Origin of the sequence: Sphingobium sp. PNB (assembly GCF_019873065.1) — a bacterium.
Lineage (GTDB): Bacteria > Pseudomonadota > Alphaproteobacteria > Sphingomonadales > Sphingomonadaceae > Sphingobium > Sphingobium fuliginis.
Window position 1 is genome coordinate 49,064 of record NZ_JAINEZ010000005.1, and the last position, 11,753, is coordinate 60,816.

The 11,753-nt window shown below is 67.1% G+C and carries 10 protein-coding genes; 3 read left to right on the forward strand and 7 right to left on the reverse strand.

Translation table 11 applies throughout. From position 1 onward, the window contains the following. Positions 1 to 3: 3 nt before the first annotated feature. The 5 genes from K7W03_RS03210 to K7W03_RS03230 form a co-directional block, all read right to left on the reverse strand. Complete coding sequence (locus K7W03_RS03210) at positions 4 to 804, reverse strand: NTP transferase domain-containing protein (protein WP_222885549.1); 801 nt, start codon at positions 802 to 804, stop codon at positions 4 to 6. Beyond that, a complete protein-coding gene (locus tag K7W03_RS03215; RefSeq protein ID WP_222885550.1) occupies positions 801 to 1,847 on the reverse strand; it encodes a phosphoribosylglycinamide synthetase in 1,047 nt (348 codons plus the stop codon). The genes K7W03_RS03210 and K7W03_RS03215 overlap by 4 nt, the downstream gene beginning before the upstream one ends. A gap of 158 nt (positions 1,848 to 2,005) precedes the next feature. Further along, on the reverse strand, positions 2,006 to 3,628 hold the full coding sequence (locus tag K7W03_RS03220) for an NAD(P)/FAD-dependent oxidoreductase (RefSeq protein ID WP_048577026.1): 1,623 nt from the start codon (positions 3,626 to 3,628) through the stop codon (positions 2,006 to 2,008). A gap of 177 nt (positions 3,629 to 3,805) precedes the next feature. Then, entirely contained in the window at positions 3,806 to 5,842 is a 2,037-nt protein-coding gene (locus K7W03_RS03225; protein WP_222885551.1) for a TonB-dependent receptor family protein, read from the reverse strand. A 43-nt stretch (positions 5,843 to 5,885) separates the two neighbouring features. After that, positions 5,886 to 6,302 (reverse strand): hypothetical protein, encoded by a 417-nt coding sequence (locus tag K7W03_RS03230; protein WP_044661631.1) that lies wholly within the window; start codon positions 6,300 to 6,302, stop codon positions 5,886 to 5,888. A 106-nt stretch (positions 6,303 to 6,408) separates the two neighbouring features. On the opposite strand from K7W03_RS03230, the gene K7W03_RS03235 reads away from it, so the two are divergent. Next, entirely contained in the window at positions 6,409 to 6,816 is a 408-nt protein-coding gene (locus K7W03_RS03235) for a MerR family transcriptional regulator (protein WP_025548781.1), read from the forward strand. Between the two features lie 34 nt (positions 6,817 to 6,850). Further along, the gene (locus K7W03_RS03240; RefSeq protein ID WP_222885552.1) at positions 6,851 to 8,653 is read left to right on the forward strand and encodes an acyl-CoA dehydrogenase C-terminal domain-containing protein; all 1,803 of its coding nucleotides are present in this window, start codon (positions 6,851 to 6,853) and stop codon (positions 8,651 to 8,653) included. A gap of 58 nt (positions 8,654 to 8,711) precedes the next feature. Here K7W03_RS03240 and K7W03_RS03245 read toward each other — a convergent pair whose 3' ends face one another. Then, positions 8,712 to 8,858: a hypothetical protein gene (locus K7W03_RS03245; protein ID WP_165363328.1), complete on the reverse strand. Its 147-nt coding sequence runs from the start codon at positions 8,856 to 8,858 to the stop codon at positions 8,712 to 8,714. A 367-nt stretch (positions 8,859 to 9,225) separates the two neighbouring features. On the opposite strand from K7W03_RS03245, the gene K7W03_RS03250 reads away from it, so the two are divergent. Continuing rightward, the gene (locus tag K7W03_RS03250; protein WP_103000220.1) at positions 9,226 to 10,521 is read left to right on the forward strand and encodes an amino acid permease; all 1,296 of its coding nucleotides are present in this window, start codon (positions 9,226 to 9,228) and stop codon (positions 10,519 to 10,521) included. A gap of 101 nt (positions 10,522 to 10,622) precedes the next feature. On the opposite strand, the gene dnaJ is transcribed toward K7W03_RS03250, so the two are convergent. After that, positions 10,623 to 11,750 (reverse strand): molecular chaperone DnaJ, encoded by a 1,128-nt coding sequence (gene dnaJ, locus K7W03_RS03255; RefSeq protein WP_061936458.1) that lies wholly within the window; start codon positions 11,748 to 11,750, stop codon positions 10,623 to 10,625. Positions 11,751 to 11,753: the final 3 nt, after the last annotated feature.

Genomic DNA, 11,753 nt, shown 5'->3' on the forward strand with positions numbered 1-11,753 from the left:
CGGCTACTCCGCCGCCTGCGCCACCGTCATGCGGGCGTTCAGCAGTTCCGCCGCGACGGCGCGGGTGCGGCTGTTGTCGACGTCGATGGCGACCGCGCCGTCGCTCAGGATCACCGGCGCGATGGTCATGCCGAACCGCCGGGAAAAGCGGGCGAAGGTCTCCGCCAGCGTGCCGATGCCAAGGCGGAAACGGACGAGATTCAGGAAACCGAAGGCGTTGACGATGCGCATCGGATGCTTGACGAACTGCCCCCCCGACCGGAATGTCTCTGCGGCCGTCAGGGCTGCGCGGTCCTTCAGCCAATAGCTGTTGCAGTTGGAATAGCTGCCCTCGGCAAAGCGGTAGAATTTGCGCTGCCCCTCCGGATGGGCGGCCAGCACGGACTCGCGCCGGGCGAAGGCGACCGCCGCGTCGGTTCCCGGCGTCCCGCATTGGCCCAGCATGTCGGCCACCGCTTCGGGCGTCAGCAGCACATTGTCGGCGGTGGTGATGAACAGCGGGAACTGCGCGCCCTGCTCGGCGGCAAGGATGCTGTCGACCAGATTGGGCCGCGCGGCCACCGGCATCATCCGGCCGCTGTCGAGCAGGCGGCGCAGCAGCGGTACGCCCGCCAGCACTTCGGGATCTTCGATGGCGACGCGGATCTCCCCGATCCCGTCGCTTGCCGCCAGTGCCGCGGCCACATGGGTCAGCATCGGGCTGCCAGCGACGGGCGCCAGGCATTTGTGCGACACGCCCGCTTCCAGCGCCAGCGGATCGGTCAGGCCGTCGCGCCTGCCCGCCAGGATCAATGCCGTGGTCATGCCGCCGCCCGGTCCGGCACGTCGGCCGACAGCCCCTGCCGCAACAGCCCCTGCCGCAACAGGCTGTGCGCCACGATGGTCTCGACCAGCGCGGGATGATCCACGCCCAGCGAACGGGCGGAACGCGAAATGGTCTTCTTCGACCAGAGATTGCAGGACAGGTTCAGTTCCATGAACAGCAGCGCATCGGTCGCCGGATCGTAGCGGAACTCGAACCGGCCATAGTCGAACGGCCAGAATTCGGGTAGCAGGCGGCGGGTCAAATCCTCCAGCCGCTCGCGCAGGTCGCGATCCTCGACCAGCATCAGCGGATCGTCGCCCGCATCCACCAGGCCGCGCTTTTCCTCATAGCTGCGCTCGCGATGCGGGTCGGCGGGAACGTACATCATCGGCGGCAGCACCCAGGGGGCGTTGCCGCTGCCGCCCACCACCGGCACCGCCACATCCAGCAGCGGAGCCCAGGCCTCCACCAGCACGTCATGGCCCAGGTCGAACAGATGATCGGCATGGACCAGCGCCTCGGCCCAGCCGTCGACCATGGCCAGCCCCCAGGAGGCGGAGGATGCGTTCGGCTTCACCACCAGCCGCTCGGCCGCGAAAGCGGGGCCGCCGGGCAGGCCGCCGCGCCGGAAGAGCTGCGCCTTCATGGTCGGCACGCCGCGGGCGCGCGCGATCAGCTTGCTCAGATATTTGTCGTCCGACACGCCGCGCACGATCGGGCTGGCGCCCAGAAAGGGGACGTCGCGCCACGACAGCAGCAGGGGCGCCAGCATCTCGCTGTTCTGGAAGCCGCCGCGATTGAGCAGGGTGACGACGAAATCGGCATCGGGCCGTTCGAACAGGGCATCATAGCGGCTGGCGGCGGCGACATGGAGGCCGATGCCCTCCAGCGTGGAGCGCATCTCATGATGATAGATGGCGTGATTGCCGTCCACTGCGTCCGGCCGCCCGCCCGCGCAGGCATGTTTGGCAAGGAAAAGGACGCGCAGCCGCGCCTTGTCGGCGGCCGGAATGCGCATGCAGCGGTCGGGGCTGGTCGTCATGCCACGACTGCTAACGCAGCTGCATGACGGCGCCTTGACGCTGGAGTTACGGCAGAGCGTCGGTCAGGAGACGATGGGATGACGGGCGCGTGACCGCTTTATTTCACCCCGCCAAAGCGGCAGGTCGCGCATGGCTGCGCAATCGGGAAGATGCGACGTCATGTCGCCGCGATGCCCAGCCCCACCGCTTCCGCCACCTTGATGCCGTCGATGGCCGCGGAAAGGATGCCGCCCGCATAGCCTGCCCCCTCGCCCGCCGGATAAAGCCCCGCGACATTCAGGCTCTGGAAATCCCTGCCCCGCGTGATGCGGATGGGGGAGGAGGTGCGCGTCTCCACCCCCGTCATCACAGCGTCCGGATGGTCGTAGCGCGCGATCTGCCGGCCGAAGACCGGGATCGCCTCGCGGAACGCCTCCAGCACGAATTCGGGAAGGCAGCGCGACAGGTCGGTCAGGGTCACGCCCGGCTTGTAGGAAGGGACGACCTCCCCCAACCCGGTCGAGGCGCGGCCGGCAAGGAAATCGCCCACCTTCTGCCCCGGCGCATGATAGCTTTCGCCGCCCGCGACGAAGGCCATGCTTTCCCAATGGCGCTGCAATTCGATCCCCGCCAGCGGCCCGCCGGGATAGTCCCGTTCCGGATCGATGCCGACGACCAGCCCTGAATTGGCGTTGAACTCGGCCCGCGAATATTGGCTCATGCCGTTGGTGACGACGCGCCCCTCCTCGGACGTCGCGGCCACCACCCGCCCGCCGGGGCACATGCAGAAGCTGTAGACCGTCCGCCCGTTGGCGCAATGATGGGCCAGGCTGTAGGCCGCCGCCCCCAGCACCGGATGCCCCGCGCAACTGCCGTAGCGCGCCCGGTCGATCCAGCTTTGCGGATGCTCGATCCGCACGCCGATGGAAAAGGGCTTCGCCTCGATATGCACGCCCCGGCGGTGGAGCATCTCGAAGGTGGGCCGGGCGCTGTGGCCCACCGCCAGCACGACATGGTCCGCCTCGATGAAGCCGCCATCCGCCAGATGCAGCCCGCGCAGCTTTTGCGTGCCGTCCGCCTGCCGCTCCAGCTCCAGTTCGTCGACCCGGTGCTGCCATCGATATTCGCCGCCCAGCCCCTCGATCTGCCGCCGCATCGCTTCCACCATGGAAACCAGCCGGAAGGTGCCGATATGCGGATGCGCCTCGGTCAGGATGTCGTCGGGCGCACCGGCCGCGACGAATTCCTCCAGCACCTTGCGGCCCAGGAAGCGCGGGTCCTTGACGCGGCAATAAAGCTTGCCGTCGGAAAAGGTGCCGGCCCCGCCCTCTCCGAACTGCACATTGCTGTCGGGGTTGAGTTCGGCCCGCCGCCAGAGGCCCCAGGTATCCTTGGTCCGTTCCCGCACCACCTTGCCCCGGTCGAGGATGATCGGCCGGAAGCCCATTTGCGCGAGGATGAGGCCGGCGAACAGCCCGCACGGACCCGCGCCGATCACGACGGGGCGCTTGCCCGACCAGCCCGGCGGCGCACTGGCCACGAATTTATAACCGGTGTCCGGGCGCGGGCGGACGTCATGATCCTTCGCGAAGCGCGCCAGCACGCCCGCCTCGTCGGCCAGTTCGACATCGACGGTATAGACGAGCTGGATCGCATTCTTCCGCCGCGCATCATTGCCCCGGCGCACGACGACATGGGCCAGCAATTCCTGCGGTTCGAGGCCCAGCCGCTCGCAAATGGCGGCGGGCATCGCCCCGGCGGGATGGTCGAGGGGCAGTTTCAGTCCGGAAAGGCGCAACATCCGCCTGCCCCTAAACCTATTACCGAGTCGGCTCCAGTGCTCCTTAGATTATCTCTCCCATTGTCGTTCCCGCTAAGGCGGGAACCCATCTCCCATAAGAATAGACGGGATGCCGCGTCGGAGATGGATTAGCTTTGCTGAACTGCGTTTCCCGCCTTCGCGCGAATGACGCTTGAATTAGAACCGGGCGCGCACCCCGCCATAGAAGGCGCGCCGTTCGATGGGATAAAAGGCGACGCTGCCTTCATTCGCCACAGTCGCCAGATTGTCCGGCACATAGCGAACCACCGCGCTGATGTCGCCCACGGCCCGCTCGCCGGTCAGGTTGCGCGCATCGAGGAACAGGGCCAGCCCCTTCCGGACCTCCGCCTGTGCGCCGAGGTTCAGGGTCGCATAATCCCCGACCCGCTTGGTATTGGCATAGTCGACCCAAGCCCCCTGCGGCAGCCACTCGACGGCGGGCGAAATGCTCAGCCGCTCCGTCCCCAGCTTCAGTTCCGCCCGGTAGAAATGGCGCGGCACCACCGGCAGGCGGTTGTTCCCGAACTGCGCATCGCCCCGGAAGCGGAAATCGCTATATTGATAGACTTGCCGCAGCGTCGCCCAAGGCGTCAGCGTCAGGTCCAGTCCTGCCTCGACGCCCTGATGGCGCGTGCGGCCCGCATTGAAGGTCGCCGCCGGAATTGCGCTGTCGCCCGCGCCATATTGCAGCATCTCGCCGCGAAGATCGGCCAGGTAGATGCCGATGTCCCAACGGGCCATGCCCAGCGTCCCGCGAGTGCCGATCTCCGCTGTCCATGCCTTTTGCGGCTGGAGCGGGACGAAGCCGACGGCCAGCGTATCGAACTGCGTCTGGCCAAGCTCGATAAAGCCGGGCAGTTCCACCGACCGGCTGTAGTTCGCATAGAATTGCACCGCCTGCGCCGGCTCCACCAGCAGCCCGAATTTCGGCGCGAAGGCGTCAAAGGACGCATCCCCGCTCCGCGCCGGAGCGAAGCGGTTGTCCAGCCGCCGCTCGCCATGGGTGTAGATGCCGCCCGCGATCAGCCAGAACCCTGCAAGCGGCGCGATCCGCGCCTCGCCATAGCTGTTGATCGTCTGCGCCCGCGCCTTCTGATAGGATGTCGGCGCCCCCGCCCTGCCGTTCACATTGACGAACTGCCGGAACCGGCCCTGCCCGAAACGCGCCTGCGTGCCCAGCGTCAGCCCGACCGGCATCCCGCCAAGGTCACCTGTCAGGTCGAGGCTGGCAAAGACCCCGCGATCCTCCGATTTCTGGTCCACGACCTGATAGATCGGATGATCCAGCGCCTTGGCGTTGTAATAGACGCCGAACGCCAGCTCCCCGCCATCCAGCGCCACCGTGGTGCGGTTCTGCAAGCGGATCGAATCGATGTTGCGCGCCTGATCGCCGGTAAAATTGCCCTTCGCCGGATGATCCAGCGCATCGCTTTCATTGAGCGCGCCGGGCAACTTCTGCCGGATCGTCTGCACGCTGGCATAGAAGCGCGTTTCGACCCGCTCACTGAGTTTCAGCCCGACATTGCCGTTGAAGCGCAGCGCCCTGCGCCGTCCATGGTCGCGGTCGCCGTCGGACCGGTCGGCGGTCACCGCTGCCCAGGCGTCGCCCCGCCCGTCGGCATGGCCATAGGCCGCCTTCGCCCGCAACGTGTCGAACGACCCGCCGTCGACCCGCATCTCCACGCCCGGCGCCGTGCGCCCGGTCGGCGTCACCGCATTGATCGCCCCGCCCAGCGTCGACCCGCCCAGCCGCAGCGCATTGCCGCCGCGATAGACCTCCAGATGCTGGAAGACCTGCGGGTCCAGCTCCTGGAAGTCGCCATTGTCGTCGGCCATGTTGATCGGGATGCCATCCTGCAACAGCGTCAGCCCGCGCATATGATAGCCGCGCGACAGGCCCGACCCGCGAATGGAGATGCGCACCTCCTGCCCGAAGCGCGGCTGGGTGTAGACGCCGGGCGAGAAGCTCAGCGCATCGCGCAGGGAGATGGCGAGCCTGTCCTCGAAATCCCCGGCCGACACCACGTCGACGCCGCCGGGGGTGCGGACGACTTTCGCCGCGGCTTCCTCCACCACGGGGCTGGCGGTGACGATGATCCGGCTCTGCTCGGCCTCCTCGGCCAAAGCGGGAGCGGACAGGGAACAGGCGAGCGCGCACAGCGAGACGCCGCGCGAAACGGAAAAGACTGGCATGAAATGATAACCTTACTGAAAAATCGCGGAAAATGGCGGATTTTCAGAAGGCGGGCGGCCCCGAGGAGGGCGGGGGCGGCGCGGCCAGCCGCGCGATCAGCCCGGTCTTGAGCGCGAAGGCGATGGGCCCGAAACCAAGCTGCCAAGCGGGCAGGGGCAGGTCGGCCAGAGCCAGCGGCGGAACCAGCGGCTGCACCGATGCGGCAAAGGGGCAATGCTGCTGCCCCGGCGCACCGTCGTCCGGACGATGCCGGCCCGACTCGCCATGCCGGTCGAAGGCGCCCCGGTCGACCACGACATTGACCGCGCCCTGCCCGGTGCAGAGCGTCACGACGACGCCCCGTTCGGTCCGCACCGGCATGAAGCCCGAAGGCGCGACAAGCTGGATCGCGAGGACGAGCAGGGCCAGCGCGGCCAGCAGGCCCCTTGCCGATTCCGATCGTCTGACTGCCCCCATCATGGCCCCAGGCCCTAGCGGCGGCGGCCCGCCCTGTCACTAGGACAAAAGGGCCAGGGGCCGCACACTCACCTTGACGTAAACGTAAAGCACCGTTACATCAGCCGGCATGGACAAACACACCAGTATCGCCGGTATCGAACTGCCCGATCACAGCGACCGGCAGTCTTATACCATCACCGACCTGTCGGAAGAATTCGGCGTCACCGCCCGCGCCCTGCGCTTCTACGAGGATGAAGGGCTGATCGCCCCGGAACGGCAGGGCCTCGCCCGCATCTATTCGCGCCGCGACCGCGCCCGCCTGGCCTGGATATTGCGCGGCAAGCGGGTCGGCTTCAGCCTGTCCGACATACGCGAGATGATCGACCTCTATGACGCCGACGAGGAGCATGAGGAACAGCGCCGCGTCACCATAGAAAAGTGCAGGGCGCGCATCGACCTGCTCACGCGGCAGAAGGACGACATCGACGCCGCCATCGCGGAACTCTCGCAGTTCGTGACCGTCCTCGACAGATAATCCCCCACCAGAACAGAACCGTCCGGAGAAGATCATGCCCAGCTATACCGCCCCCGTCCGCGACACCCGCTTCGTGCTCGATCACATCGTGGGGCTGGACCGCTACACCAACCTCCCCGGCTTCGAAAATGCGTCGGCGGACCTGGTCGACGCGATCCTGACCGAAGGCGGCAGGATCGCCGCCGAAGTCCTCTTCCCCCTGAACGCCGTGGGCGACAGGGAAGGCTGCACCCGCCACCCCGACGGCAGCGTCACCACCCCGACCGGCTTCAAGGCGGCCTATGACGCCTATGTCGAGGGCGGCTGGACCACGCTGCACGCGCCGGCCGAATATGGCGGCCAGGGCCTGCCCCATGTCGTCGCCACAGCGGTCAGCGAATATATCCTCTCGGCCAATCACAGCTTCGAAATGTATCATGGCCTGACCAGCGGGGCCGTGGCCGCCCTGCTCGCCAAGGGCAGCGAGGAACAGAAGCGGAAATATCTGCCCAATATGGTGTCGGGCAAATGGACCGGGACGATGAACCTGACGGAGCCGCATGCCGGCACCGACCTTGGCCTCATCAAGACCAAGGCGGTTCCGAACGCCGACGGCAGCTACGCGATCAGCGGCACCAAGATCTTCATTTCCGCGGGCGAGCATGACCTTGCCGAAAACATCATCCACCTCGTCCTTGCCAAGACCCCCGGCGCGCCGGACAGCAGCAAGGGCATTTCGCTGTTCGTGGTGCCCAAGTTCCTGGTGAACGAGGATGGATCGCTGGGGCAGCGCAACGCGGTCTCCTGCGGATCGCTTGAACACAAGATGGGCATTCACGGCAACGCCACCTGCGTCATGAACTATGACGGGGCCACCGGATGGCTGGTGGGCGAGGAGAACAAGGGCCTGGCCGCCATGTTCATCATGATGAACGCGGCGCGGCTGGGCGTCGGCCTCCAGGGCCTGGGACAGGCGGAGATCGCCTATCAGAACGCCGCCCATTATGCCCATGACCGCCGTCAGGGCCGCGCCCTGACCGGCCCCAGGGACCTGGAGGAAAAGGCCGACACGCTGTTCGTCCATCCCGACGTCCGCCGCATGCTGATGGAGGCGAAGGCGCTGACCGAAGGGCTGCGCGCGCTGATGCTCTGGGGCGCGCTCCAGGTCGATCTTTCCCATCAGGCCGCCACCGAAGAGGAACGCCAGGCCGCCGACGATCTGGTGCAATTGCTGACCCCCGTGATCAAGGGCTATGGCACGGACAAGGGCTTCGACGTCACCGTCATGGCGCAGCAGGTGTTCGGCGGCCATGGCTACATCTGGGAAAATGGCGTCGAACAATATGTCCGCGACGTCCGCATCGCCCAGATCTACGAAGGCACCAACGGCGTGCAGGCGATGGATCTGGTCGGGCGCAAGCTGCCGATGAACGGTGGCCGCGCGCTTCAGGCCTTCCTGAAGATCGTCGCGGATGAAGTGGCGCAGGCCAAGGGTGACGAGAAGCTCGCCGGCCTTGCCGAGGCACTGGAAAAGGCGAGCGGCCAGCTTGGCGCGGCGACCATGTGGCTGATGCAGAATGCGATGAAGAACCCCGACAATGCCGGGGCGGGGGCGGTGCACTATATGCACATATTGGGCATCGTCGCGACCGGCCTGATGTGGCTGCGCATGGGCAAGGCCGCGGCGGCCCTGCTCGCGGCGGGGGAAGGCGACGCGAAATTCCTGGAAGCCAAGCTGGTGACCGCCCGCTTCTTCGCGGAACGCATCATGCCCGACGCCGGCGCGCTCCGCCGCAAGATCGAGGGCGGCGCCGACAGCCTGATGGCGCTCGACCCGGATATGTTCCTGGCGGCCTGACCGCCGGGGCAGGCAAGGCGCTCCACCCGGCCCAAGCCGGGCGGAGCGCCCCTGCGTTTCAGGCGGCGAGGGGCAGTCGTTCGGCCGGACGCCGCGCCGCCGGGGCGGCAGGGCGGGCTTCGGCCCTGGCCAGTCCGGCGACATAGCGCTCGGCAACGACGACATCGCGGCGATAGGCAAAATATAGCGACAACAGGGAGAACATGGCGACCTCTTGATAAAAGGATTGCTGCGTTGCAGCATCGACGCCCATCTGAGGTCGGCTGGAAAAATCCGCAAATGCAATGGCTTCGAACGCGATTGCAGAAAGCTCATCCTCATGACCGCGCGCATCATGGCTGGATTTTGAGCGGCGCGATCCCGCTTGCAGCCCGAAGCTCCCGCGTTCGGCAAACCGCCTCAGTCAATCCAGCGAAGGCGGAAAAGCCGCGCCCTGCCTTCGCAGGCGCCCGTCGCGCATGGCGCCCGCAACGGACCGTCCACCGCTGCCCGTCATCGCCACCGACCATTGACCCATTGCGCGCGGCGCGGCATGGGCCCATCAAACGGGACATGATGCAGCGAGCCGCTTCGTGAACGGGCCAGTGCCGGCAAGCCGCACGCTCGGCCTGCCCGCCTGCATTGCGCTGGTGATGGGCAACATGATCGGGTCCGGCGTGTTCCTGCTGCCCGCCTCGCTCGCGCCGTTCGGCTGGGATGCGGTGGCGGGCTGGATATTCACCATCGCCGGCTCCCTCCTCCTTGCCTATGTCATCGCCCGGCTGACGGTGCGGATGCCCGACGCCGGCGGCACGGCGCAGTTCATCACCCGCGCCTATGGCCCGTCCGCCGGCTTCGCGATCGGGTGGATATACTGGATTTCGGTGATCTTCACCAATGTCACCATCGCCGTCGCCGCCACCGCCAATCTCAGCAGCATCCTGCCCGCGCTGCACCGGCCCGGAATGGGGGCGCTCCTTTCCATCGGTTTCCTCTGGGCGACGACCGGCATCAACCTGGTCGGCGCACGCGCCGCGGGCGCGACCCAGCTCGCCACCACCGCGATCAAGCTGATCCCGATCGCTGTCGTCTTCGTCCTGCTCGCCCTGACCTTGGGCCATGGCCGGGCGCAGGTCGCGCCATTCCCCGCGCAAGGCTTCACCAGCGCCGGCATCACCGCCTCGGCCGCGCTGACGCTCTGGGCGCTGCTCGGCTTCGAATCGGCCAGCGTCGCCGCCGACAAGGTGCGCGATCCCGCCCGGACAATCCCGCGCGCCACGCTGATCGGCACGGCAGTCACCGGCCTCATCTACCTGCTGGTCTGCTCCGGCATCGCTCTCACCCTGCCGGCGGAGGAAAGCCGGTCCGGCTCCCCCTTCGCCGCCTTCGTCGCGCATTACTGGTCGCCCGGCCCGGCGGGACTCATCGCGGTCTTCGCCACGATCAGTTGCCTCGGGGCGCTCAATGGCTGGACATTGTTGCAGGGTGAAGTGCCGCTTGCCATGGCGCGGGGCGGCGAATTGCCGCGCTGGCTGGCCGGGACCAACGGTCGCGGCACGCCGGTCCGCGCGCTGCTGCTGTCCTGCCTGCTCGGAACGCTGATGCTGATCGCCAACAGCCTGCAGGGGCTGGTGGCGCTGTTCACGGCGATGGCGCTGCTGTCGACCTCGGCCACGCTCTGGCTCTATGTCGGCTGCGCGCTGGCGGCGCTCAGGTTCCGGCTGGCGATGCCCGCAGCTCTGCTGGGGCTGTGCTATGCGCTCTGGACATTATGGGGCGCGGGGCTGGTGCCCAGCGGAGCAAGCTTCCTGCTGATGGCGGGGGGATTTCCCTTTTACGCCTGGGCGCGGCGGGACCGAAAGTCCCTGCCCTGTCGCCATTCAGGCTGAGCCCGTCGAAGCCCTTCCCTTCTCCTCGAAGAAAGAAAAGCCCCTCCACCAGCTCGGGGCGAACGGAGGCAGGGAAGACCATCCGAAGGGTGGAGGGAAAATCAGTCCCCCCACAATTCCTTGAGCTTGCTGAAAAAGCCGGTCGATTGCGGGCACTCCTCGCCGGTTTCCGTCTCGCGAAAGGCTTCCAGCAGTTCGCGCTGCTTGGCGCTCAGCTTGGTCGGCGTCTCGACGTCGACCTGGATCACCAGATCGCCCTGCCCACGCCCGTTCAGCACAGGCATGCCCGCGCCGCGCTGGCGGATCTGCTTGCCCGACTGGATGCCGCTCGGAATCTTGATCTCATGCCGCCGGCCATCCAGCCCCGGCACCTCGATGACCCCACCCAGCGCGGCGGTCGTGAAGCTGACCGGCGCGCGCGCGAACAGGGTCGTCCCGTCCCGCTCGAAGATCGAGTGCCGCTTCACATGCAGGAAGATATAGAGGTCGCCCGCAGGAGCCCCCCGCGCCCCCGCCTCGCCCTCACCCGACAGGCGGATGCGCGTGCCTTCGTCGACGCCGGCGGGGATGTTGACGGAAAGCGTCTTGGGCTTGTCCACCCGCCCCTCGCCCCGGCAGCTACGGCAGGGGCTTTCGATCACCTGACCCGCGCCATGGCAGGACGGACAGGTCCGCTCGACCACGAAAAAGCCCTGCTGCGCCCGCACCTGGCCATGGCCATGGCAGGTGCCGCAACTCTTGACCCCGGTGCCCGGCTGCGCGCCCGAGCCGTCGCAGCTTTCGCAAGGGGCCGAAACCTCGATCTCGATCTCGGTCTTCTTGCCATGATAGGCGTCGTCCAGCGTGATTTCCATATCGTAGCGCAGGTCCGCCCCGCGCCGCTGCGCCTGCCGCCCGCCGCCGAAGCCGCCCGCCGCCTGACCGAAGATCGTCTCGAAAATATCGCCCAGATCGGAAAAGCCGCCCGCGCCGCCGCGCCCGCCGCCGAAACCGCCGCCATTCTGGAACGCCGCATGGCCGAACCGGTCATAGGCCGCGCGCTTCTGCGGGTCCTTCAAACATTCATAGGCTTCCGAAACGGCCTTGAACTTGGCCTCGCTGTCGGTGCAGCCCCCGGTCTTGTCCGGGTGATATTTCATCGCCAGCTTGCGATAGGCGCTTTTGATCGTGGCGGCGTCCGCCGTGCGCTCGACTTCGAGCAGTTCGTAATAGTCGATTTCGGTGCTCATCTC

Excerpts from the sequence above, each read along its gene's own strand:
- K7W03_RS03215 (WP_222885550.1), bottom strand. The coding sequence starts at position 1,847 with ATGACGACCAGCCCCGACCGCTGCATGCGCATTCCGGCCGCCGACAAG.
- K7W03_RS03230 (WP_044661631.1), bottom strand. The coding sequence starts at position 6,302 with ATGATGGGGGCAGTCAGACGATCGGAATCGGCAAGGGGCCTGCTGGCC.
- dnaJ (WP_061936458.1), bottom strand. The coding sequence starts at position 11,750 with ATGAGCACCGAAATCGACTATTACGAACTGCTCGAAGTCGAGCGCACG.
- K7W03_RS03210 (WP_222885549.1), bottom strand. The coding sequence starts at position 804 with ATGACCACGGCATTGATCCTGGCGGGCAGGCGCGACGGCCTGACCGAT.
- K7W03_RS03245 (WP_165363328.1), bottom strand. The coding sequence starts at position 8,858 with ATGTTCTCCCTGTTGTCGCTATATTTTGCCTATCGCCGCGATGTCGTC.
- K7W03_RS03220 (WP_048577026.1), bottom strand. The coding sequence starts at position 3,628 with ATGTTGCGCCTTTCCGGACTGAAACTGCCCCTCGACCATCCCGCCGGG.
- K7W03_RS03235 (WP_025548781.1), top strand. The coding sequence starts at position 6,409 with ATGGACAAACACACCAGTATCGCCGGTATCGAACTGCCCGATCACAGC.
- K7W03_RS03240 (WP_222885552.1), top strand. The coding sequence starts at position 6,851 with ATGCCCAGCTATACCGCCCCCGTCCGCGACACCCGCTTCGTGCTCGAT.
- K7W03_RS03225 (WP_222885551.1), bottom strand. The coding sequence starts at position 5,842 with ATGCCAGTCTTTTCCGTTTCGCGCGGCGTCTCGCTGTGCGCGCTCGCC.